We start from the raw sequence: 22,152 nt of genomic DNA, 5'->3' as shown, positions 1-22,152 counted from the left end.
AAAAAGTGCCCTGACTTATAACGATAAGACCGGTTGGCCGCAACCGGCGCCGATCCGATGTAGAATGCTCGGCCTTTGACTTACCGGAAGCTTCAATGGAACGCCCGCGTTTTCGTCCCTATTTCCTTCACCCCAGGTTCTGGGGCCTGTGGCTGGGCCTGGGCCTGCTGTGGCTGGTGGTGCAGTTGCCCTACCGCGCCCTGTTGTGGCTTGGCGCTGCCCTGGGCGCGCTGATGTACCGGGTGGCCGGTGAGCGCCGACGCATCGCTGCACGCAACCTGGAACTGTGTTTCCCCGAGATGTCCGTCGACGAACGGCGCCGTTTGTTGAAGGCGAATTTCGCCTCCACCGGCATCGCCTTCTTCGAAATGGCCATGAGCTGGTGGTGGCCCAGGGCCAGGCTGGCGCGCCTGGCGCACATCGAGGGCCTCGAGCACCTGCAAGCCGCGCAGCAGGCCGGGCAGGGCGCGATCCTCATGGCCGTGCATTTCACCACCCTGGAGATCGGCGCCGCGTTGCTGGGCCAGGTGCACACCATCGACGGCATGTACCGCGAGCATGGCAACCCGCTGTTCGACTTCATCCAGCGCAGCGGCCGTGAGCGCCACAACCTCGATTCGCTGGCGGTGGAGCGTGAAGACGTGCGCGGCATGCTCAAGCTGCTGCGTGCCGGCCGCGCCATCTGGTATGCACCCGACCAGGACTACGGCGCCAAGCAGAGCCTGTTCGTGCCGTTGTTCGGCATCCAGGCGGCGACGGTTACCGCCACCACCAAGTTCGCCCGCCTGGGCAAGGCGCAGGTCATTCCCTTCACCCAGAAGCGCCTGGAGGATGGCAGTGGCTATCGCCTGGTGATCCACCCGCCGCTGGAAGGCTTCCCCGGTGAAAGCGAAGAGGCCGATTGCCTGCGCATCAACCAGTGGATCGAAGGCGTGTTGCGCGAGTGCCCGGAGCAGTACCTGTGGGCGCACCGGCGCTTCAAGTCGCGGCCTGAAGGTGCGCCGCGGCTGTATGACAAGAAAAAGCGCTGATCATGTGGGCGCCGGCCTGCCGGCGATGAGGCCAGCACTGGCGGTAAAAGTTCCAGGGAGCAAGACATGGCCCCACCCCCGACTACCGGCCTGATCCTCTCTGGCGGCGGCGCCCGCGCCGCCTACCAGGTCGGCGTTCTGGCCGGCATCGCCGAGCTGCTGCCTGCCGGCGCAGCCAACCCCTTCCCGGTGATCGTCGGTACCTCGGCCGGCGCCATCAATGCCGTGACCCTGGCCAGTGGCGCAATGCGCTTCAGCGAGGCAGTGCAAAGGCTCACCGCCTTCTGGCAGAACCTGGGCAGCCACCTGGTGTTGCGCAGCGACTGGCCCGGTGTAATCCGCCAGGCCAGCCGCTTTGTCGGCCACAACCTGCTGGGGCTGGGTGGCCAGGCACCGGTTGCCCTGCTCGACAGCAGCCCGCTGCGTGGCCTGTTGCAGTCGCACATCGACCTCGATGGCATTACCCATGCCCTGGCCAGCGAGCAGCTGCGCGCGGTGGCGGTAACCGCATTCGGCTACGAGTCTGGCCAGGCGGTGACCTTCTACCAAGGCCGCGGCACCATCGACGCCTGGCTGCGCCACCGCCGGCTCGGTGTGCCCACGCCCTTGACCGTTGACCACCTGCTGGCCAGCTCGGCCATCCCGCTGCTGTTCGCCCCGGTGCGGCTCGGCGATGAGTACTACGGCGACGGCGCGGTGCGCCAGTCGGCGCCGATCAGCCCGGCCCTGCACCTGGGTGCCAGCCGCGTGCTGGTGGTCGGCGTCAGCGGCAACCCGCAGCGGCCAGCGCCGCCGCTGCCGACCCAGCGCGTGTTCAGTGGCCATCAGCCAAGCCTGGCGCAGATCGCTGGGCACATGCTCAACAGCACGTTCATCGACAGCCTGGAAGGCGATATCGAGCTGTTGCAGCGTTTGAACCACCTCAGCCGCCTGCTGCCGGCCCACCTGGAAGCGCGACGCCTGGGCCTGGCGCCGATCGAGGTGCTGGTGGTGGCGCCCAGCCAGCCGCTGGACGAAATTGCCGCACGGCATCGGCGCGAGCTGCCGGCGGCGCTGCGCTTGTTCCTGCGCGGGCCGGGAGCGACGCGGACCAGCGGGGCGGGGGTGTTGAGCTACTTGCTGTTCGAAGCCAGCTATTGCAGCGAGCTGATCGAGCTGGGGCGGCGGGATGCGCTGGCCAAGCGGCGGGAGCTGGAGCAGTTTCTGGGGGTGTAATCGAACCTACGCGGCGCGTAGGAGCGGCCTCGTGTCGCGAAAGGGCCGCAAAGCGGCCCCATCGATAGTTGCAGCGCCGCTGAAAACCTGGGGCCGCTGTGCGGCCCTTTCGCGACACGAGGCCGCTCCTACAGCGGTTGTGCAGGCAGCACGTTACTCGGCAATCTGCAGCTTGCGCGACTGGGTGTACACATACCGAACCTTCTCGTACTCGAACGGCGAGTTGAGCTGGCCGTAGCGGAATTTGGTGGTGTAGCGCTTGTCCACCGCGCGCAGCAGGAAGATTTCCGGATGATCGGTGCTGACCTCGGCCATGTTCAGGTAATTGATCGCCTGTTCGCCAGCGTAATCCACCACCACCCCGGTGGTATCGCGCAGGTTGGACGGCCCAAGCACCGGCAGCATGATGTATGGCCCATCAGGCACGCCATAGAACCCCAACGTCTGGCCAAAATCCTCGCTCTGGCGCGGCAGGCCCATCTTGGTCGCCGGGTCCCACAGCCCACCCACACCGATGATGGTATTGAACATCAGCCGTGCGGTGATCTCTGCCGAACGCTTGGCCTTGAGCTGCAGCACGCTGTTGAACAGGTTCGGCACATCGCCCAGGTTATTGAAGAAATTGCTCACCCCGGTACGCACGAACCTGGGCGTCACGTACTGGTAGCCATCCACCAGCGGCAGCAGCACCCACTGGTCCAGGCGGTAGTTGAAGTGGTAGATGCGCCGGTTCAGCGACTCCAGCGGGTCGTATATGTTGAGCGCCGCCAGGGTGGAGCGCTCGAATTCGCGCTGGTCCAGGCCTGGGTTGAATTTCAGCTCGCGCAGCGGGTCGGTGAAGCCGTCGGCTTCGGGGGCCAAGGGTTCGGCGGTTACTTGAGGATCGGACTCGATCACGCTGGTGCGCGGCGCGGTTTCCGCGGCCAGGGCATTGCCGGCAACCAGCAGGGCGGTGGCGAAGAGGAATTTGTTAACCACGGAAGAACTCCAGCATGGCGTCGCTGTTGACGCGGTAGTTGAGGTTGCCGCAATGGCCGCCATGGGGGTACAGGGTCAGGCGCTCGCCAAACACCTTGCGCAGGAAGCCGATATCGCCAGGGCCGAGGATGACATCATCGGCATTGTGCATCACGGCGATTTTCGGGCTGTCGCGCAGGTAGTCCTCCAGCGCGTACAGGCTCACCTGGTTGACCAGTTGCAGGATGCTGTTGCCGTCGGTGCGGGCGCGCCACATCGGGATCACCTGCTCGGTCATGTAACAGTCGAAGTCGCACTGCAGGGCACGCTTGAAGAACGGCGTGAGGCTGCTGCCCTCGGTGATCGGGTACTTCGGCGGGATGATCAGGCCACGGCGGTTGATCAGGTCCGACGTGAAGGCGATGTCGGCCGCCGAGAAGCGGAACGAGGTGCCGATCAGCATCGCCATCTGTTCGTTGGACAGGTGCTGGCGCGACTGCTGGAAGTCATACAGCAGCGCCTCGTTGAGGTCGATGTAGCCCTTGTCCTGGAAATAGCGGGTGAGCTTTTCCAGCATCAGCTCATAGAACGTGGTGCTGCGGTCGATGCCTTTGACCTGGGTCTGCACCAGTTTGTCGAGGTTGTTGATCGAGGTGTACAGGTTGACCGGCGGGTTGAGCAGCAGCACACGCTTGAAGTTGAAGCTGCGGCGGGTTTCATCCAGGTGGCTGACGAACGCCGCGTCCAGCGCGCCCAGGCTGTAGCCGGTGAGGTAGTACTCGCTGATCGGCAGGCGCGGGTGCTGGGCACGTACGGCTTGCATCACCCGGTACATGTCTTCGGCGTCTTCCCGGCTGATGCCCGGGGTGGCGAAGCGCGAGGCGGCGCTCATGAAGTCGTAGCTGGTCGGCGACGACAGCTGAACCACATGGTAACCGGCCTGGTAGAACAGTTTTTTCAGGTATTCGTTGATGGTGCTCGAATACGGCGCGCCGGTGCCGGCGATGATGAAGATCAGCGGCGCTTCATGGTCCTGGCGAGCCAGGCGGTACTTGAGCTTTTTCACTGCCCAGAAGTTGTCGGGCAGGGTGAATTCACGCTCCGGGCGCAAATTGAGGCTGTAGTCGCTCTGGTCGATCTCGTCGTCGCTGGGCAGCGTTGGGCGCTGGTCGGGCGGCGTCGTGGCGATCGTCGCCTCGAACGGGTTGGTCAAGGGGAAGCCGTAGGTTGCGGCGTCGATGTCGCGCGCAGAAGCGGCCACAGCCATGAGCAGGCCGCCAAGAAGGGCGGCTAGGCGCCAATATCGAAGCATGTAATCCCCCAGAAAGAACGCGAGCAAGGTACTGCGCTACGCAGGCTAGGACCACAGGTGCCTTGGCAAAGTTGCCAAGTGCGGTGGCCTTTGGTGTGCTTGTTATCTGCAACATAGCTGCAGATTGTGATTTTGCCTTACAACCGGCCTTGGGCGATCATGGCTTGTTTCGATTACTGCTATTGGAGAACGGGATGTCTCGTACCTTGCCGGCTGCGCTGCTGTTGCTGTTTCTCGCCTTGTGGCTGGCTGCCAGTTACGGCGTGCGCTACGGGTTGATGGAAGATGCGCAGTGGGTCGGCCTTTGCGCCGTACCGGGTGAGCACTGGCAGTGCCAGGTGCGCTCGATGCTGGGGCTGGGCATTCACTTTCAGGTGATGGCCTGGGCTGGGCTTGCGCTGGCGTTGCTGGCGCAGGTGCTTGGCGGGCGCAGCGGTTGGTGGCTGGCGGTGTTGGCGCTGGTGTTCGGCATCCCGGCGCTGGTGCTGTATACCGCCAGCATTGCTGTATTTGCGGTGGTGCTGGCGGGGTTACGGCTGGTACGGCAAGCGCGTCGCAGCTGACAGGGGCTGCCGTGCAGCCCATTCGCCGGCACCTGGGTATCAAGCCTTGCGCACCCGCAAACTCCGCCACAACGCCGCAGCCATCAGCACACTGACCACCGCCCATCCCCAGGCCTGCTGGTTCTCCAGCCCTTCCCGGTACAGCTGCGGCATCACGCCAGCCCCGACGATAAACGCCAGCAACGCCACCTCCGCCCGTGCTGCCACCACCGGGCGCAGCAAGTAAACCAGCGCCGGCAACGCCAACGCCGCGGTAGGGAAACTGCGATAACGCGGGTCGAACACCATCGCAAGCATACTCACTGCCGCGGCAAAGCCTGCCGCCAGCAATAGCCACCCAGCGCGCGCCTCGAGCCAGGCAAACAAACGCTCCCGCCAGCCAGCCCGGCGCGCCAGCGCCAGCAGTGCATGGGCCAGCACCAGCAGATTCAACCCCGCCAGCAACGCCGCCCACAGCCATTCCCCGGCAAACCTTGCGTGGGTCCGCATCAATTCGCCCCACAGCCCCAGGCAGCCAGCGCCAAACGCCGCCAGCAACGGCAACAGCAACGCCCCGGTCGCGGTGCCAGGGCGCCCTGCGAACACCAGCATCACAGCCATCAACACCGCGCTTGCCAGCAACCACTGGGGCCAGTAGTGCAGGTTGCTCACAGGGCCCTCGAGTACGCCTTTGTCCTGCCGGTCGGCATCGTACAGGCCCCAGTAGCCGCCCACCGCGCCTTCGCTGACGCGCTTCCACGGCTGGTCGAAGGCTTCGATCAGGTTGTAGTGCCAGCCATTGGCCTCGGCCATGGCGACGAAACCGCGGATGAAGCGTGCCTCGTTGGCCCGGCTGGGCACAGCGGTTTCGCGCTGGCGGCCTTCGCTGGGCCAGCCGGTCTCGCCGATGAAGATATCCTTGGGCGCAAAGCGCGTGCCGAACACCCGGCGCACATCAGCGACATGCGCCAGGGCATCGTCGATACCGCGTGGGTCGTCCTCCCAGTAGGGCAACAGGTGAATCGTCAGGAAGTCCACCGCTGGCGCCACCTGCGGGTGCTGTAGCCAGAACTCCCAGACATCGGCATAGGTCACCGGCACCTTGACCTGGCTTTTCACTTTGCCGATCAGCGCGGCCAGGCGCTCGCCAGTCACTTCCTTGCGCAACAGCGCTTCGTTGCCCACGATCACCGCACTGACCACGTCCGGGTTGGCGTTGGCGGCGGCGATCAGCAAGTCCACTTCCTTGTCGGTATCGACCGGGTTGGCATTGACCCAGGCCCCGAGCATCACCTTCAGGCCATGCTTGCGCGCCAGTGCCGGGATCGCTTCAAGCCCGGCCATGGAATAGGTGCGGATGCACTGAAATCGTTCGGCCAACAGCGCCAGGTCGGCGTCCATGCGCGCCGGGCGCAAGCGAAAAGGCTGGTCGAAAGGCGACTGGTCCTTGTCGAACGGGGTATAGGAGGCGCACTGCAATTTGTGCGTGGGGCTGGCGGCGTCCGGCAGCAGGATCGGCTTGCCGAGCGTGTACCAGAGCGCCCCAAGCCCTGCAAGGGCAAGCAGGCAGGTGAACAGGTACAGCGGCAGCAACAGGCGGGCAGGGCTGGGCATCAGGCGGTCCATCGTCAGGCGCAAAACGTTAGATAGTAGCCCGGCGCCAATCCTTTGGCATGCAAGGATCGCGCAGAATGGTGCAGGCAGACGCCGCTAATGGCACAGTGCTGTCGCAAAGGCATCGGGTACAGGTCGCAGTGGGAGCAGGTCACGCTTTGTTGCAGGAACATCATGCAATCTCCGAGACCTGACGAGGGGATGCTTTGATGGCAACTTTGAAAAAAATGCGACGACTCCTGGGGGCGGGCACCGCCCTGGTACTGGCCATGAGCGCTGCGCAGGCGATGGCCAAAGAAGTGAGCATCGGTTACGTGGATGGCTGGGCCGACAGCGTGGCGACCACCAACGTGGCCGCCGAAGTGATCAAGCAGAAGCTCGGCTACGACGTCAAACTGCAGGCCGTGGCCACCGGCATCATGTGGCAGGGTGTGGCCACCGGCAAACTCGACGCCATGCTCTCGGCCTGGCTGCCGGTGACCCACGGTGAGTACTGGACCAAGAACAAGGACAACGTGGTCGATTACGGCGCCAACTTCAAGGATGCCAAGATCGGCCTGATCGTGCCGGAGTACGTCAAGGCCAACAGCATTACCGACCTCAAGACCGACGAAAGCTTCAAGCAGAAGATCGTCGGCATCGACGCAGGCTCCGGGGTGATGCTCAAGACCGACCAGGCCATCAAGGACTACGGCCTTACCGGCTACAAGCTGCAGGCAAGCTCCGGCGCAGCGATGACCGCCGAACTGGGCCGCGCCTACGGCAAGCAGCAGTCCATTGCCGTGACCGGCTGGGTGCCGCACTGGATGTTCGCCAAGTGGAAGCTGAAGTTCCTCGAAGACCCCAAAGGCGTTTATGGTGCCGCCGAGACGGTCAACAGCATCGGCAGCAAGGAACTGGCGACCAAAGCGCCGGAAGTGGCCGAGTTCCTGAAGAAGTTCAGCTGGCAGTCCAAGGACGAGATTGGCGAGGTGATGCTGGCGATTCAGGAAGGCGCCAAGCCTGAGGCAGCGGCGAAGGAATGGGTGGCCAAGCATCCGGACCGAGTCAAGGAATGGACTGGCAAGTAACGAATCAAACTTTGCGAAGCGGGGCTGCTGTGCAGCCCTTCGCGACACAAGGCCGCTCCTACAGGCGATCCGTGTAGGAGCGGCCTTGTGTCGCGAAAGGGCCGCACAGCGGCCCCGCTTTGTTACTTATTCGGTAAAACACCGTTGCATCTAAGACTAAGGTCGTCTGGTTGGCGTTCAAAGGCAGCATAAAGTGACGGTGTGGGTTCCATCCCCTATCTGTGCTGCTAGGACAAAAACAATGAACGACAGCATTTACCTCTCGATACAAAACAGCCCCCGCTTCAAGGAGCTGGTGACCAAACGCGAACGGTTCGCCTGGATTCTCTCGGCGATCATGCTCGGCCTGTACTGCGCCTTCATCCTCCTGATCGCCTACGGTCCTCATCTGCTGGGCGCCAAGCTCAGCCCTGAGTCGTCGATTACCTGGGGCATCCCCCTGGGCGTCGGCCTGATCATTTCGGCATTCGTCCTGACCGCCATCTACGTGCGCCGCGCCAACGGCGAGTTCGATGAGCTGAACAAGGCCATCCTCAAGGAGGCGCAACAATGATTCGTCACACCAAAGCCTTGGCCGTACTGGCCTGCGGCGTTTTCGCACCCGCCGTGTGGGCAGCCGATGCCCTGACCGGCGAGGTGCAGAAACAGCCGCTGAACGTTGCAGCGATCGCCATGTTCGTGGCCTTCGTCGCCTTCACCTTGGGCATCACCTACTGGGCCTCCAAACGCAATAAGTCGGCAGCCGACTACTACGCTGCCGGCGGCAAGATCACCGGCTTTCAGAACGGCCTGGCGATTGCCGGCGACTACATGTCGGCAGCGTCGTTCCTGGGTATTTCCGCGCTGGTGTTCACCTCTGGCTACGACGGCCTGATCTACTCGATCGGCTTTCTGGTCGGCTGGCCGATCATTCTGTTCCTGATCGCCGAACGCCTGCGCAACCTGGGCAAATACACCTTTGCCGACGTGGCCTCCTACCGCCTGGGGCAAAAGGAAATCCGTACCCTGTCGGCCTCCGGTTCGCTGGTGGTGGTGGCGTTCTACCTGATCGCGCAGATGGTCGGCGCCGGCAAGCTGATCGAGCTGCTGTTCGGCCTGGACTACCATGTGGCGGTGATCCTGGTAGGTATCCTGATGTGCCTGTACGTGCTGTTCGGCGGCATGCTGGCCACCACCTGGGTACAGATCATCAAGGCCGTACTGCTGCTGTCCGGTGCCAGCTTCATGGCACTGATGGTCATGAAGCACGTGGGCTTCGACTTCAACACCCTGTTCTCCGAAGCGATCAAGGTGCACAGCAAGGGTGAGGCGATCATGAGCCCGGGCGGCCTGGTCAAGGACCCGATCTCGGCCTTCTCGCTGGGCCTGGCGCTGATGTTCGGTACCGCCGGCCTGCCGCATATCCTGATGCGCTTCTTCACCGTCAGCGACGCCAAGGAAGCGCGCAAGAGCGTGCTCTACGCCACCGGCTTCATCGGCTACTTCTACATCCTGACCTTCATCATCGGCTTCGGCGCGATCCTGCTGGTCAGCACCAACCCGGACTTCAAGGACGCCGCCGGCGCCCTGCTGGGCGGCAACAACATGGCTGCGGTGCACCTGGCCGATGCCGTGGGTGGCAGCATCTTCCTCGGCTTCATCTCGGCGGTGGCGTTCGCCACCATCCTGGCGGTGGTTGCCGGCCTGACCCTGGCCGGTGCCTCGGCGGTGTCCCACGACCTGTACGCCAGCGTATGGCGCAAGGGCAAGGCCAACGACAAGGACGAGATCCGCGTCTCGAAGATCACCACCATCGCCCTTGGCGTGCTGGCGATCGGCCTGGGTATTCTGTTCGAGAAGCAGAACATCGCCTTCATGGTCGGCCTGGCGTTCTCCATCGCCGCCAGCTGCAACTTCCCGGTACTGCTGCTTTCGATGTACTGGAAGAAGCTGACCACCCGCGGCGCCATGATCGGCGGCTGGCTGGGCCTGGTGAGCGCAGTGACACTGATGATCCTTGGCCCGACCATCTGGGTGCAGATCCTCGGCCACGAGAAGCCGATCTACCCGTACGAGTACCCGGCGCTGTTCTCGATGCTGATTGCCTTCGTCGGTATCTGGTTCTTCTCGGTCACCGACAAGTCCAAGGCGGCTGAAAACGAGCGCGCACTGTTCTTCCCGCAGTTCGTCCGCTCGCAAACTGGCCTGGGGGCCAGCGGGGCGGTTTCGCACTGACATAGAGCGCAAAAAACACAACGCCCCGCCAGTCGGGGCGTTGTGCATTGTGCAGTGTCATTTTGCCTTCGCTCGGAAATTTCCGAAGCTCCCTCGGAAGCTTCCTGATTATCCCGCCCCATGCTTCCCGAATACTTCTCCTCACCCGCCGGGCCAACCCGGCAGGCCTGTTACCTTCAAGGAGAAACCATTCGTGAAACGCACGTTACTCGCCCTTCCCCTGGCCCTGATGTTCGCAGGCGCCGCCCATGCCGTCGACCCGATCGAGAAGCAGGTGCAAATCGTCGCCCAGGTGCCCACCGACGCGTTCTACGTCGAGCCCGTGGGTGGCAACTGGATGAACGACCCGCAGGAAATGGCCTGGAATTCCTTTCAAGGCAAGCTCGACCCGATCCGCAAGCAACTGCAGGTCAAGAGCACCATCGGCCCGATCAGCGCCTACCTGGTATCGCCTGCAGTGATCGCCAACGGCAGCAACAACATTGGCCTGGACGTCACGGTCGGTGACACCGTGTTGCAAACCACCCCGGCCGAAGTGGTCAGTGCCACCCAGGCGGCACCGGGCGCGGTCATCGGTTTCCAGGTCGAGGCCCAGCCGGCGCCAGGCACCGGTTATGAGCCAGGCAGCTACCAGGGCCTGGTCAGCATGATCTTCGAAACCGCCGCCCCTTAAGGCTCCGTTCACCTCCAGTGCCTGCCCGGGCCCTCGCCAACGGCGAGGGGCGGGCAGGTCATGCCTGTAAGCGATACCCATGTCCCGACATTCCTCCTCCGCCGTCTTGCGCTGCTGGCTGCCACTGGCTGCCAGCATGGCCTTGTGGGCCGGCATGAGTCATGGCGCGGCCAGTGCCCTGGGGCCGGTCGCAGGCCTGCCGCGCGAGTTCGAGGCGCATTTCTTCGATGTGCCGTTGGCCGTACGGGTCGACCTGGACGGCCGTTACCTCGGTGATGCCATGGTGGTGCTCAGCCGCGACCAGCGGGTGCAGTTGCTGGAATTCACCGAAACCTTCGACAGCCGCGAGCCCGAGAGCCTGCGACGACGCTGGCGCGAGCGCCTGGCCGATGGCAGGCCCCTGGGCGACTGCCAGGCAGACTGCCCGGAAGGCTTGCGTGCGATTCATTACAGCCTGGCCAACTCGCAGCTGTCGCTGCTGACCGACCGTGCCGAAGTGGCCGCCACTGCCGAACGTTTTCATCGCCTGCCGGAGCAGGGCAGCCACGGCCTGTTGCTGCGCAACCAGCTCAACCTGGTCAATGATGGCGTCGCCACCAGTGGCCGCTACGCCTTGCAGGGCCAGGCCAGTGTCGGCCAGTGGACAGCCTTGGCCGACGGCCAGCTCGACCGCGGCAGCGACAGCCGCGAGGGCACCCGCTACCGGGTCGACCAGCTGTATGGCGAGCGCCTGGTCGAGGACCATTTCTACCGCCTGGGGTACTTCACCCCCAGCGCCCAGGGCCTGACCCGCCAACCCAGGCTGATGGGCGCCAGCCCTGACACGACCCTGGGCCTGATGTTCGGCAGCAGCGACAGCCTGCTCATCGACAGCGCCGCGCCCAGTGCCACGCCCATCCATGTCACACCCAGCCGCCCGGCCGTGGCGCAGATCTACCGCAACGGTGTGCTGATCAACAGCCAGCCGGTGCAGCCAGGGTTGCAGACCCTCGATACCAAGGTGCTGCCCGGCGGCATCTACGAGGTCGAAGTACGTCTGGTCGAGGACGGCCAGGTCAGTTCGCGCAGCCAGGCATTCGTCTACAAGCCCGGCAACTGGCGCAGTACCGACGCACCTTGGCGTTACAACCTGTATGTCGGGCGCCAGAGCAGTGAGCTCAGCAATTGGCAGGCCGTGCATGACGACACCCTGGCGGCGGGCGTGCTGGCCAACTACCTGCTGCACCCAAGGGCAATCGTCGGTGTGTCCGCTCAGCGGCTCGACGATGCCATGCAATACGGCACCTCACTGGACTGGGATGTGCGCGACCGGCTCAAACTCTATGGCAACCTGTTCCAGGCCCAGGGCCATGGCAACGGCTTCGACCTGCAACTGATCCATGCCTACGCGAGCGGCTCGCTGGTCGCAAGCCACAGCCGCACCTGGCTGGCGCAGCCCGGCAGGGACTACCTTGGCAATGCACCTGCACGGCCATTCACCCGGCGCCAGACGCAATCATCGCTGTCCTTGAACCATCGCCTGGACCCTCGCAATACCGCCAGTGTGCGTGTGTCGCACAGCAGTGGCAGTGATGCCGGCATCGGCATCGATCTGGGGTGGGCCTATTACGGGCGTTTGTTTGGCTCTGACGCCAACTGGCGCTTGTCGCTGTTCGATCGCCCGGGCAACAGCGGTACCGGTGATGCGCGCAACCGTGGCATCAACCTGAGCCTGAGCATGAGCCTGGGCGACGGCGGCCGACGTTTGTCCGCCAGCATCGGCAGCCGCACCTCGCGTGACGGCGGGCGTGACCTCAATACCTCGCTGGGCTATCGGCAGGATGTAGAGATCGGCCCATTGCGCAGCATTGGCGCCACCCTCAGCGCCGACCGCTACGGCACGGGGCTGGGGGCCGATACCCAGTTCGAGAACCCGTTCATGCAAGGTGACGCTTACCTGCAGCGCTCCTCCTACAACGGCGAATTCACCGGTGGCCTGAACCTGCAAAGCCTGCTGGCCGTGGGTGCCGGCAAGGCGGCAGTGAGCGGCCAGCCCCTGGGGCACCAGGCCGCGTTGATCGTCGATGTGGACACCGACATCGACGGCCTCAGGTTGCGTGCCGACGATGCCATGGGCGTCAACCTGCATGCCGGGCGCAACATCATCCCGGTCACCGCCTACAAGCCCGGGCATGTGCAGTTCGATTTCGACGGGAGCGAGGCGACCGCCGCCGTGATACAGCCATCGAGCGTTGACTACCACCTCAACCGCGGGGGCATCGACTACCGCCAGGTTCGTGTACTGCGCACCGTCACCGTGCTGGGGCGCCTGCTCGATGGCCAGGGCCTGCCGTTGCGTGGCGCCCAGGTGATCAACCATGCCAGCCGCAGTGTCAGCGAGGCCGATGGCTTTTTCGCGGTGGAAATGAGCGAAGCGGCACCGACCCTGGAAATTCGCCAGCGCGGGCAACCGCTCTGTCTCGTACGCCTGGACCTGGAAGGCCTGACGCGTGAAGGCGACGTGCTGCTGGCCGGCGACCAACAGTGCCAGCCCGAGATTGCATCGCGATCTTCGTGAGTTTCGGAATTTTCCTACTGCTTTAGCCGTGGCCGACGGGTTGCGCACGGCAATACCCTTAATCAAATCACCAGGGAGCTTCGCCACATGAAAATGCTTTCTCTATCGGCCTTCGTCCTGCTGGCCATGCCACTGGCTGCCGTGGCCACCCCCGAACTGAACGTTGGCGGATTGTACGATTACCTCGACGGTGACAGGAGCACCCTGCTCAAGCGTGTGCGCAACAGCGGCGACAGCACGGCGTTCGTCAAGGTCAGCGTCGCCGAGCTGGTCTATGACGATGCCGGGGTGGCCCACGAAATCGATACCGACGGCCTGGCCCTGGAGCAGCGCGGCCTGGTCGCCAGCCCGGCGCGGTTGATCGTGCCGGCCCACGGCATGCAGGCCGTGCGCCTGTTGTACCGTGGCCCGCGGGACCAGGAGCGTTACTTCCGCCTGCGCTTCATGCCAGTGCTGCCGGAATTGGGTGACGGTTTTGCCGTGGACGAACAGGAGGCGGCGCAGTACCGCGACGGCCTCAGGGCGGGGGTAAACCTGCTGGCCGGCTATGGCTCGCTGCTGTTCGTACGGCCTGCGCAGGCACGCTTCAACACGCCGGTGCGGCGTGAAAACGGGCAACTGACTGTGGTCAATGAAGGTAACTCCACCGTGGTTCTGGACCGCTTCCGTCAATGCCTGATGGCAGGGGAACAGTGTGAGCCCGCGACCAAGCATCACCTGCTGCCAGGCCGTAGCCGGCAGTTCGAGGGGCACTCGCAAAAGGTGCACCAGTTCGAGCTTCACGAAGGACGTGATCATAAAGTCATGGTGGTGAAGGGGTAAACGTGATGGTTCATCTGATGCGATTTTGCCTGGCATGGGTGGTAACGGCGTGGTTCATGCTGCTGGCCCCAAGTGCCCAGGCACTTGATGTCACGGTGTCGGCGCAGTATCTGGGCAAAGGGTCGGGGCAATTCGAAAACACGACGCCTCCTGCATTGTTCTGCCGCAGGTTTGCCTATCGCTGTACCAACAATGACGTGGTCGATCTGCCCCTGACCTACACAAAAGAGGTGACTACCGTCTCACCACGGGCAAAGTTTTTCATCCAGATGCCGGGCCGGCGCCAGGTCGATGTCTTCCACGAAGTTACCGGTGAGCCGCACACAGTGTCGTTCGAGTTCACAGGGGTCAGCCAGAAAACGGGGGGCGTGCCCTGGTATGAGAGTCCTACGTACAACGCTGTCGTGCAGGGTGGTTGCACCCGTGTAGCGTCCATTGGCAATCCACCCTGGGTATTCTTCCTCTGGGACATTACCAACCCGACAGCGCCTGCCGGCTGTCACTCATTGAATTCCCGGAATGGGCCTGATTATCACGGGTTCATCGACGTGACTGACATGGGCGTGTCTTACAACCTCCGGATGCCTGCCCCATTTCGCATGAAAACCGGGCTCTATCGAGGAAGCATCAAATACAGCGTTGGCCCTGGCGGCGACTTCGACTTTGGTGATGGCGTTACTGCACTCAATACCAACAGCGTCACAATCAACCTCGTGCTCGACGTCCAGCATGCCTTCTTTTTCGAGTTTCCGCCGGGTACTGACCGCGCCGTGCTGGAGCCTCGCGATGGCTGGCAGCACTGGCTTGCGGGGGGCAGTGTGCCGCAGCGTCTGTATAGAGACTTGCCATTCAGGCTGTCATCCTCTGGCCCGTTCAAGGTTTACAAGCTGTGCCAGTACGATATCGACGCCCGGTGCGCAATCACCAACGACAAGGGCGATCAAGTACCTGTCCTGCTGTCCCTGAGCTTGCCCGCCGGCATCCAGCACCGAGGTCAGATGGTCGAAAGGCTTGCGCTACCGACGGGGCGTGCTCAAGCGCTGCAGTTCGAAGCAGTGCAGCCCACCCTCAACCGCCCTGGCCAGATGCACTTTGAAATAGCCAAGGAGGATGTGCGTCGTATGTTACCTAATACCGGCAGTACCTATACCGGGCTGGCCACCGTGGTGTTCGATGCCGAGTTGTAGGCAGCGAGCAGAATTACAAAGGAGTGCATCATGCCCACAGCGCTGGTGGTCGACGACCACCCATTTATCCGTGCCACGGTCTGCCAGTTGCTGCGCCAGCAGCAGGTCGAAGTGGTTGGCCAGGCCGACAACGGCATCGATGCGGTGCGCCTGGTGCGCGAGCTGGCGCCGGATCTGGTGATCCTCGATATCGCCATGCCTGGCCTGGACGGGCTGGAGGTCATCAGCCGCATCCAGGCCTGCAGCCGTCCGAGCAAGGTCGTGGTGCTGACTTCACAGTTGGCCGTGGCCTACTCGTTGCGCTGCCTGCAGGCGGGGGCAGCCGGCTACGTGGCCAAGACCGATGACCTGGATGAACTGGGCAAGGCGGTACGTGCTGCGCTGTCGGGTTTTACCTACTTCCCCGCAGTGGCCTTGAGCTCGGTGCACAAACAGGACCTGCAGGCCACCGAGCCGCAGTGTATCGCCAGCCTGTCCGACCGTGAGCTGATGGTGTTGCAGTACCTGGCCCGCGGCCTGAGCAACAAAGCCATCGGCGAGGCCATGCTGCTGAGCAACAAGACCATCAGCACCTACAAGACGCGCCTGCTGGAAAAGCTCAGGCTCAACTCGCTGATTGACCTGGCGGATTTCGCTCGCCGCAATCAACTGATCTGAATTTCGCCCCGCGTGCCCTTACGTGCCTTGCTCCTGGCGTTGCTCTGTTTCGTGCTGACACTGCCAGCGCTGGCCAGGCCGCAGTTGCACGCGCGGGCCACCCTGGACGGGCCCCGCCACGAGCCCAATGAAGCAGGCATACGCTGGTTGTGGGCGCGCCGCTCGCTGCGTTTGGGCGTGCTGGCCCAGGACAACCCGCCCCTCGACATCCTCGGCACCGGCAGCGCCTATGAAGGCATTACCGCTGATTACGCCGGGCTGCTGGGCGAACAGTTGAACCTGCAGGTGCAGGTGCAGGTTTTCGAAGCGTTCGCCGAGGCGCATGCGGCATTGCGTGCAGGCGAGGTCGACCTGCTCGGCTCGGTCACCAGCCGCCAGGCACTGGACGCGGGGTTGCGGCTGTCACGGCCTTACGCCGAGGATTGCCCCTTGCTGCTGGCGCGTGAGGCGCGTGGCCGTGAACGGGTCGATGACACGCACGGCCTCGACCTGGTGATGGTCCAGGGCTACCGCAGCCTGGAGCAGGTCCGCGACCGCTACCCTCAGGCACGTGTGCAAACCCACCTTTCTCCGTTCGATGCCCTGGCGACGTTGGCACTCGGGCATGCCGACCTGTACCTGGGCAATGCCTTGGCGGCCCGCTACGCGTTGGGCCGCGGCCAACTTGCCGGTGTCGAGGAAGTCGGCCACGCCGGGCTGCCCCGGCAGGGCATCGGTTTTGCCATGCTCAATGGCGATACGCCCTTGCCGGGGCTGGTCGATGCCGCCCTTGGCAACCTCACCGAGCGCCAGCACCAGCGCATTCGCGAACGGTGGAGCCCACTGGGCGCCGCCGCGCAGCGGCCAGTGCCGCTGCAGTTGAGCGAGGCCGAGCAGCGCTGGTTGCTCGACAATCCACGCGTGCAGGTGGCGATGGACGAGCAGCTGTTGCCGCTGAGCTTTCGCGATGGCAAGGGCCAATGGCGGGGCCTGAGCCTGGATGTGCTGCAACTGATCAGCCGGCGCACCGGGCTGCGTTTCGAGGTGCAGGCTGGCGGCACGCTGCAAGGCATGCTCGAACAACTGCGCGAGGGCGAGGTGCAACTGATTGCCGGCCTGCCGCGCAGCCCAGCCCTGGAGCGCCAGGTGTCCTTCAGCCGTGCTTACCTCAGTGCCTCGCGGGTACTGGTGACGCGCGATGCACCGCAGGCTCCTGGCAACCTCGAGCAACTGGCCGGGCGACCGCTGGCCCTGGTGTGGGGCAGTGCCCTGCATGAAATGCTTGGCCAGCATTATCCGCAGGTTGTGCCAATGGCCGTGGCCAGCCCCGTTGAAGCCTTGCGCGCCGTGGCTCGCGGCAAGGCGGCCGCCGCCGTGCTGACCCTCGATGACGCGCGAGCACTGATCGCGCGTGGCTACCCGGGCCAGCTCAAGATCAGCGCCAGCCTGCCGCTGCCGCCCGCGCATTTCGCCCTGGCCAGCGCCCGCGGGGCGGTTGAACTGCAGGGCATACTCGACAAAGCCCTGCTCAGCCTGTCACCGCACGAGATTGACGGCCTGGTACGTCGCTGGCGCAACCCGATGATCGTCGCTGACGGTGTGTGGCAACGTTACCGCGGCCGTATCCTGCTGGGTTTTACCACGGCCCTGCTGTTGCTCGGCCTGGCCTTGCTGTGGATCCGCTACCTGCGGCGCCTGCAGGTGCAATTGCGCCGTGCCAAGCGTGAGGCCGATGCCGCAAACCAGGCCAAGACCCAGTTCCTGACCACCATGAGCCACGAGCTTCGCACGCCCTTGCATGCTGTGCAGGGCATGCTTGAACTGGCACGGCGCAAGGCCGAGCGAGGCGAGTTCGACCACCTGGCACTGGAGGTGGCCGACGAAGCGGCGCGTGGCCTGCTGGAACTGATCGGAGACATCCTGGACATCACCCGTATCGAGTCCGGGCACTTGCAGTTTGCTGCCCAGCGGGTGTGCCTGCGCGAACACGTGGGGCGGGTGCTGCAGTTGTTCGAGCAGCAGGCGCGCAGCAAAGGCCTGGCGTTGCGCCTGGTTACCCAAGGCCAGGTGGATGCCCAGGTCATGCTCGACCCGCTGCGCTTCAAGCAGGTGCTGGCCAACCTGCTGAGCAATGCCATCAAGTTCACCGAACACGGCGAGGTGACGGTGAACCTGTCGGCAACAGCGGTGGACGGTTACCTGGCGGTGGAGCTGACGGTGCGCGATACCGGTGTCGGCATTGCCGCAAGCGAGCTTGCGCACCTGGGGCAACCGTTCCGTCAGGCCAGCAACCAATGCCAGTCACCGCGCTGCAGCGCCGGCCTGGGCCTTGGCATCAGCCGCAGCCTGTGCGAGATGATGGGCGGCAGCCTGCACCTGCACAGCGTGCTGGGGCAGGGCACCGAAGTGAACGTGCGCCTGAGCCTGCCGCAGTTGAGTGCTGCCCAGCAACGGCCGGCGGCCGCTACCGGTGACACTCGTCACCCGCCCCAGCCGCTGCGCCTGCTGGTGGTCGACGACTATCCGGCCAACCGCCTGTTGCTGGTGCAACAGCTCGAATACCTCGGGCATCAGGCGTGCGTTGCCCAGGACGGTACCCAGGCCTTGCGCTTGTGGTTGGGCGAGCACTTCGACGGGGTGATCAGTGACTGCAACATGCCTCGGCTCAACGGCTACGCGCTGGCCCGCGCCATCCGCGAGCACGAGCGGCGCAGCGGCAGGCCCAGGTGCCAGGTGATCGGTTTGACTGCCAGTGCCACACAGGTTGAACGCCGGCGCTGCCGTGCAGCAGGCATGGACGCTTGCCTGTTCAAGCCTCTGGGGCTGGACGGCCTGGTTCGGGCCTTGGCCCGTGCCAGTCCTGCACTGCTGGACATCGAACACATCAGGCGGCTGGTGGCCGGCGACGAGGCTGCACTGCGAGCGTTGTTGGCCGACCTTCGTGCCAGCAACCTGCAGGACCTGCAGCTACTTGCGCAGGTGCCGGCCAATGCTGAGGCGCTGGCCATGCTGGCCCATCGGATAAAGGGAGGCGCCCGGATCGCTCGGGCAAGAGTGATAGTCGACCTGTGCGAGCGGTTGGAGCGCAGATGCCAAGCCAAACCGCCCGCACCGGGCGATATCGAGCAGGATGTGGGGGCGCTGCGCGAGGCCATGCTGCAGCTTGAACAGCAACTGGCCTTGCACGCCCCTGGTTCAAATCATGCCGAGCAACAACAACACCAGCAGAATCACCAGCACCACGCCAATGATGCCGGATGGGCCATAGCCCCAGCTGCGCGAGTGTGGGAAGACCGGTAAGCCACCAATCAACAGCAGGATCAGGATGATGATGAGGATCGTGGTCATGACGGAGTCCTTGCGTGGTTAGGGGTCAAGAGCCTCGTACAGCTGGCCTCTTGTTAATTCGGACCGGCGCCGCTTGGCAAAGATTCCATTTGCCTGGTACTGACCGTTTGGTCATGCCCGCCCATTCACTACCCTGATGAACCCTCTCTGGCGCCAACGCCTTGATTAGACTGGGCTGACCACCCATCAGTACAAGGCCTGCCACCATGCACAAACGCATCATGATCACTGGCGCCGGTTCCGGCCTCGGCCGCGAGATTGCCCTGCGCTGGGCGCGCGAGGGCTGGCGCCTGGCGTTGGCCGACGTCAACGAGCCAGGCCTGCGCGAAACCCTGGAGCTTGTGCGCGGTGCCGGCGGCGAGGGTTTCGTCCAGCGCTGCGACGTGCGCGACTACAGCCAGCTGACCGCCCTGGCCCAGGCCTGCGAAGAGAAGTTCGGCGGTATCGATGTGATCGTCAACAACGCCGGTGTCGCCTCGGGCGGCTTCTTCGCCGAGCTGTCGCTGGAAGACTGGGACTGGCAGATCGCGGTCAACCTGATGGGTGTGGTCAAGGGCTGCAAGGCCTTCCTGCCGCTGCTCGAACGCAGCAAGGGGCGCATCATCAATGTGGCGTCGATGGCGGCCCTGATGCAGGGGCCGGGCATGAGCAACTACAACGTTGCCAAGGCCGGTGTGCTGGCGTTGTCGGAGAGCCTGCTGGTAGAGCTGCGCCAGCTGGAAGTGGCTGTGCACGTGGTGTGCCCGTCGTTCTTCCAGACCAACCTGCTCGACTCTTTCCGCGGCCCGAACCCGGCCATGAAGGCCCAGGTGGGCAAACTGCTGGAGGGCTCGCCGATCAGTGCGTCGGACATTGCCGACTACATCCACCAGCAGGTGGACGCCGGTGAATTCCTGATCCTGCCCCACGAGGCAGGGCGCCAGGCCTGGCAGCTCAAGCAGCAGGCGCCACAGCGGCTGTATGACGAGATGGCAGAGATGGCGGTGAAAATGCGTGGCAAGGCCCAGGCACGCGGATTGTAGTTCCGTCTGTAGGGCGAATTACCTGCCGATGTAGGCTTGTTCTGAATTGCTGCGAAGGCGTTGAGTCACCGAATATCCCCATGCACTCTCCGGTTTTCCCTGTTGCCGGAGGACCGGAACATGTTGGTCATTGGACGCGTAGTCGGCGAAGTCATCAACATTGGTGACGATATTGAGATCAAGGTGGTGGAAACACGCAATGGCATGGTGCGTTTTGGCGTGAGTGCGCCGCGTGAAGTGTCGGTGCACCGGGCGGAGGTGTACAAGCGGATCAAGGCGGGGGAGAAGCGCAAGGGCAATTCGGCTTGAGGTTGACCTCACCGGCCGCTTCGCGGGTTTGCTCCGCGAAGCGGCCGGTACCGGTCAGTCGAGCAGTTCGCGCGGCACATCATGCTTGGCCAACAGCTGGCACTGTTGGCTTTCCGGGTCGAACAGGATGAACGCCTGGCCCTTGGCCAGCGCCTGGCGCACCCGCAGCACACGGGTTTCCAGCGGCGTGTCATCACCATTGTCGGTGCCGTCGCGGGTGACGAAATCCTCGATCAGGCGCGTCAGGGTTTCGGCTTGCAAGTGTTCGTAGGGGATCAGCATGGGCGGCATTCAGCTTGGTAAAAGAATGCGCCCATGCTACGCCAAACCGGGCCGCTACGGCTCACTCCTTGTTCCCCACCAGGCTGTCGACGGCAGGCACCCGGGTATCGCTCTCCATCTGCGCATCGTGCTCCAGCTGGTGGCTGAAGCGCTCCAGCGAGGCATTGGCCGGGTTGGAATCGCTTGCGAACACCGGCGGGCTGAGCAGGTAGCCCGACAACAGGCGGCTGAGCGCGGCCAGGCTGTCGATGTGGGTGCGCTCGTAACCATGGGTGGCATCGCAACCGAACGCCACCAGCGCCGTGCGGATATCGTGCCCGGCGGTGACCGCCGAATGGGCATCGCTGAAGTAATAGCGGAACACGTCACGCCGCACCGGCAGCTCCTGGTCGCCGGCCAGTTTCAGCAAGTGGCGTGACAGGTGGTAGTCATAGGGCCCCGACGAGTCCTGCATGGCCACGCTGACGGCGTGTTCGCTCGACGCCTGGCCGGGTGCCACCGGGGCAATGTCGATGCCGACGAACTCGCTGACGTCCCAGGGCAGGGCAGCGGCAGAGCCTGAACCGGTTTCTTCGGTGATGGTGAACAGCGGGTGGCAGTCGATCATCGGCTGGCGGCCGCTTTCCACGACTGCCTTGAGGGCAGCCAGCAGCGCGGCCACGCCGGCTTTGTCGTCCAGATGGCGGGCACTGATATGGCCGCTGTCGGTGAACTCCGGCAGCGGGTCGAACGCCACGAAGTCGCCAATGGCAATCCCCAACGACTCGCAGTCGGCGCGGGTGGTGCAGTAGGCGTCCAGGCGCACTTCTACGTGCTCCCAGCTGACGGGCATCTGGTCGATGGCGGTATTGAAGGCGTGCCCGCTGGCCATCAGCGGCAGCACGCTGCCGCGGAACACGCCGGTGTCGGTGAATACACTGACCCGGCTGCCCTCGGCGAAACGGCTCGACCAGCAGCCCACCGGGGCCAGGGCCAGGCGGCCGTTGTCCTGCAATTGGCGCACGCTGGCGCCGATGGTGTCCAGGTGGGCCGAGACGGCGCGGTCTGGGGAGCTTTGCCGGCCCTTGAGGGTGGCGCGGATGGTGCCGCGGCGGGTCAGCTCGAAGGGAATGCCCAGTTCGTCCAGGCGTTCGGCGACATAGCGCACGATGGTGTCGGTGAAGCCGGTCGGGCTGGGGATGGCGAGCATCTCCAGCAGGACGCGCTTGAGGTAGTCAAGGTCCGGCTCGGGGTATCGTTCAGACATGGGTACTCCTCGGGTAAAGCTGTGCTCTGGCGGGCCCTATCGCCGGCAAGCCGGTTCCCACATGGACCGTGATGAGCCTTGTAGGAGCCGGCTTGCCGGCGATAGGGCCGTCATG

19 protein-coding genes and 1 pseudogene are annotated in these 22,152 nt (G+C 64.1%); 14 read left to right on the top strand and 6 right to left on the bottom strand.

Translation table 11 applies throughout. From position 1 onward, the window contains the following. Positions 1–95: 95 nt before the first annotated feature. Together IWW33_RS04855 and IWW33_RS04850 are read left to right on the top strand one after the other, a co-directional pair. On the top strand, positions 96–1,031 hold the full coding sequence (locus IWW33_RS04855; protein ID WP_174142140.1) for a lipid A biosynthesis lauroyl acyltransferase: 936 nt from the start codon (positions 96–98) through the stop codon (positions 1,029–1,031). Positions 1,032–1,097: 66 nt separating this feature from the next. Next, a complete protein-coding gene (locus tag IWW33_RS04850; RefSeq protein ID WP_196914251.1) occupies positions 1,098–2,246 on the top strand; it encodes a patatin-like phospholipase family protein in 1,149 nt (382 codons plus the stop codon). A gap of 153 nt (positions 2,247–2,399) precedes the next feature. On the opposite strand, the gene IWW33_RS04845 is transcribed toward IWW33_RS04850, so the two are convergent. Then, positions 2,400–3,224 (bottom strand): VacJ family lipoprotein, encoded by an 825-nt coding sequence (locus IWW33_RS04845; protein WP_115272951.1) that lies wholly within the window; start codon positions 3,222–3,224, stop codon positions 2,400–2,402. Beyond that, positions 3,217–4,515, bottom strand: a complete 1,299-nt coding sequence (locus IWW33_RS04840) for a serine/threonine protein kinase (RefSeq protein WP_039603299.1) — start codon at positions 4,513–4,515, stop codon at positions 3,217–3,219. Before IWW33_RS04840 ends, IWW33_RS04845 begins: the two co-directional genes overlap by 8 nt. A gap of 194 nt (positions 4,516–4,709) precedes the next feature. Between IWW33_RS04840 and IWW33_RS04835 the strand changes: the two genes are divergently transcribed. Further along, positions 4,710–5,078: a hypothetical protein gene (locus tag IWW33_RS04835; RefSeq protein ID WP_161872990.1), complete on the top strand. Its 369-nt coding sequence runs from the start codon at positions 4,710–4,712 to the stop codon at positions 5,076–5,078. 39 nt (positions 5,079–5,117) lie between these two features. Here IWW33_RS04835 and IWW33_RS04830 read toward each other — a convergent pair whose 3' ends face one another. Further along, positions 5,118–6,683 carry a beta (1-6) glucans synthase gene (locus IWW33_RS04830; protein WP_196914250.1) on the bottom strand — a complete coding sequence of 522 codons (1,566 nt, stop codon included), beginning with the start codon at positions 6,681–6,683 and terminating at the stop codon, positions 5,118–5,120. 197 nt (positions 6,684–6,880) lie between these two features. On the opposite strand from IWW33_RS04830, the gene IWW33_RS04825 reads away from it, so the two are divergent. From IWW33_RS04825 to IWW33_RS26590, 9 genes and pseudogenes are all read left to right on the top strand, one after another. Then, positions 6,881–7,741: a glycine betaine ABC transporter substrate-binding protein gene (locus IWW33_RS04825; RefSeq protein ID WP_174142144.1), complete on the top strand. Its 861-nt coding sequence runs from the start codon at positions 6,881–6,883 to the stop codon at positions 7,739–7,741. A 241-nt stretch (positions 7,742–7,982) separates the two neighbouring features. Beyond that, on the top strand, positions 7,983–8,294 hold the full coding sequence (locus IWW33_RS04820; protein ID WP_039604303.1) for a DUF485 domain-containing protein: 312 nt from the start codon (positions 7,983–7,985) through the stop codon (positions 8,292–8,294). Next, positions 8,291–9,955, top strand: a complete 1,665-nt coding sequence (locus IWW33_RS04815; protein ID WP_046787403.1) for a cation acetate symporter — start codon at positions 8,291–8,293, stop codon at positions 9,953–9,955. Before IWW33_RS04820 ends, IWW33_RS04815 begins: the two co-directional genes overlap by 4 nt. Positions 9,956–10,148: 193 nt before the next feature. Next, positions 10,149–10,628 carry a CS1 type fimbrial major subunit gene (locus IWW33_RS04810; protein WP_046787402.1) on the top strand — a complete coding sequence of 160 codons (480 nt, stop codon included), beginning with the start codon at positions 10,149–10,151 and terminating at the stop codon, positions 10,626–10,628. A 136-nt stretch (positions 10,629–10,764) separates the two neighbouring features. Further along, complete coding sequence (locus IWW33_RS04805) at positions 10,765–13,185, top strand: CS1-pili formation C-terminal domain-containing protein (protein ID WP_119688432.1); 2,421 nt, start codon at positions 10,765–10,767, stop codon at positions 13,183–13,185. Positions 13,186–13,272: 87 nt separating this feature from the next. After that, positions 13,273–14,007, top strand: a complete 735-nt coding sequence (locus tag IWW33_RS04800; protein WP_119688433.1) for a molecular chaperone — start codon at positions 13,273–13,275, stop codon at positions 14,005–14,007. A gap of 5 nt (positions 14,008–14,012) precedes the next feature. Beyond that, the gene (locus tag IWW33_RS04795) at positions 14,013–15,194 is read left to right on the top strand and encodes a hypothetical protein (RefSeq protein WP_182445253.1); all 1,182 of its coding nucleotides are present in this window, start codon (positions 14,013–14,015) and stop codon (positions 15,192–15,194) included. A 30-nt stretch (positions 15,195–15,224) separates the two neighbouring features. Continuing rightward, the gene (locus IWW33_RS04790; protein ID WP_115272946.1) at positions 15,225–15,851 is read left to right on the top strand and encodes a response regulator transcription factor; all 627 of its coding nucleotides are present in this window, start codon (positions 15,225–15,227) and stop codon (positions 15,849–15,851) included. A 12-nt stretch (positions 15,852–15,863) separates the two neighbouring features. Next, a pseudogene (locus tag IWW33_RS26590) lies at positions 15,864–18,941 on the top strand (transporter substrate-binding domain-containing protein); the annotation flags it as partial. An 84-nt stretch (positions 18,942–19,025) separates the two neighbouring features. Here the strand turns inward: IWW33_RS26590 and IWW33_RS04785 are convergent. Then, entirely contained in the window at positions 19,026–19,178 is a 153-nt protein-coding gene (locus IWW33_RS04785) for a DUF3309 family protein (protein WP_003252624.1), read from the bottom strand. A 206-nt stretch (positions 19,179–19,384) separates the two neighbouring features. Here IWW33_RS04785 and IWW33_RS04780 point away from each other — a divergent pair, with 206 nt between their 5' ends. Together IWW33_RS04780 and csrA are read left to right on the top strand one after the other, a co-directional pair. Further along, positions 19,385–20,200, top strand: coding sequence for an SDR family oxidoreductase (locus tag IWW33_RS04780; protein WP_115272944.1), 816 nt, complete (start codon positions 19,385–19,387; stop codon positions 20,198–20,200). 120 nt (positions 20,201–20,320) lie between these two features. After that, positions 20,321–20,509, top strand: coding sequence for a carbon storage regulator CsrA (gene csrA / locus IWW33_RS04775; protein ID WP_046787397.1), 189 nt, complete (start codon positions 20,321–20,323; stop codon positions 20,507–20,509). 54 nt (positions 20,510–20,563) lie between these two features. On the opposite strand, the gene IWW33_RS04770 is transcribed toward csrA, so the two are convergent. Further along, on the bottom strand, positions 20,564–20,791 hold the full coding sequence (locus IWW33_RS04770; protein ID WP_039603187.1) for a YheU family protein: 228 nt from the start codon (positions 20,789–20,791) through the stop codon (positions 20,564–20,566). Between the two features lie 61 nt (positions 20,792–20,852). Then, on the bottom strand, positions 20,853–22,037 hold the full coding sequence (locus tag IWW33_RS04765) for an osmoprotectant NAGGN system M42 family peptidase (RefSeq protein ID WP_046787396.1): 1,185 nt from the start codon (positions 22,035–22,037) through the stop codon (positions 20,853–20,855). Positions 22,038–22,152 lie beyond the last annotated feature (115 nt).

Origin of the sequence: Pseudomonas sp. M2 (assembly GCF_015751845.1) — a bacterium.
In the GTDB taxonomy this organism is placed as follows: domain Bacteria; phylum Pseudomonadota; class Gammaproteobacteria; order Pseudomonadales; family Pseudomonadaceae; genus Aquipseudomonas; species Aquipseudomonas putida_E.
Note: the sequence above shows the minus strand (reverse complement) of the source record. Positions and strands in the feature narration are given on the sequence as shown.

Bases quoted from the DNA above. Each gene is read 5' to 3' on its own strand.
- IWW33_RS04855 (WP_174142140.1), top strand. From the start codon at position 96: ATGGAACGCCCGCGTTTTCGTCCCTATTTCCTTCACCCCAGGTTCTGG.
- IWW33_RS04850 (WP_196914251.1), top strand. From the start codon at position 1,098: ATGGCCCCACCCCCGACTACCGGCCTGATCCTCTCTGGCGGCGGCGCC.
- IWW33_RS04840 (WP_039603299.1), bottom strand. From the start codon at position 4,515: ATGCTTCGATATTGGCGCCTAGCCGCCCTTCTTGGCGGCCTGCTCATG.
- IWW33_RS04835 (WP_161872990.1), top strand. From the start codon at position 4,710: ATGTCTCGTACCTTGCCGGCTGCGCTGCTGTTGCTGTTTCTCGCCTTG.
- IWW33_RS04830 (WP_196914250.1), bottom strand. From the start codon at position 6,683: ATGGACCGCCTGATGCCCAGCCCTGCCCGCCTGTTGCTGCCGCTGTAC.
- IWW33_RS04825 (WP_174142144.1), top strand. From the start codon at position 6,881: ATGGCAACTTTGAAAAAAATGCGACGACTCCTGGGGGCGGGCACCGCC.
- IWW33_RS04820 (WP_039604303.1), top strand. From the start codon at position 7,983: ATGAACGACAGCATTTACCTCTCGATACAAAACAGCCCCCGCTTCAAG.
- IWW33_RS04815 (WP_046787403.1), top strand. From the start codon at position 8,291: ATGATTCGTCACACCAAAGCCTTGGCCGTACTGGCCTGCGGCGTTTTC.
- IWW33_RS04805 (WP_119688432.1), top strand. From the start codon at position 10,765: ATGGCCTTGTGGGCCGGCATGAGTCATGGCGCGGCCAGTGCCCTGGGG.
- IWW33_RS04800 (WP_119688433.1), top strand. From the start codon at position 13,273: ATGAAAATGCTTTCTCTATCGGCCTTCGTCCTGCTGGCCATGCCACTG.
- IWW33_RS04795 (WP_182445253.1), top strand. From the start codon at position 14,013: ATGGTTCATCTGATGCGATTTTGCCTGGCATGGGTGGTAACGGCGTGG.
- IWW33_RS04790 (WP_115272946.1), top strand. From the start codon at position 15,225: ATGCCCACAGCGCTGGTGGTCGACGACCACCCATTTATCCGTGCCACG.
- IWW33_RS04785 (WP_003252624.1), bottom strand. From the start codon at position 19,178: ATGACCACGATCCTCATCATCATCCTGATCCTGCTGTTGATTGGTGGC.
- IWW33_RS04780 (WP_115272944.1), top strand. From the start codon at position 19,385: ATGCACAAACGCATCATGATCACTGGCGCCGGTTCCGGCCTCGGCCGC.
- csrA (WP_046787397.1), top strand. From the start codon at position 20,321: ATGTTGGTCATTGGACGCGTAGTCGGCGAAGTCATCAACATTGGTGAC.
- IWW33_RS04770 (WP_039603187.1), bottom strand. From the start codon at position 20,791: ATGCTGATCCCCTACGAACACTTGCAAGCCGAAACCCTGACGCGCCTG.
- IWW33_RS04765 (WP_046787396.1), bottom strand. From the start codon at position 22,037: ATGTCTGAACGATACCCCGAGCCGGACCTTGACTACCTCAAGCGCGTC.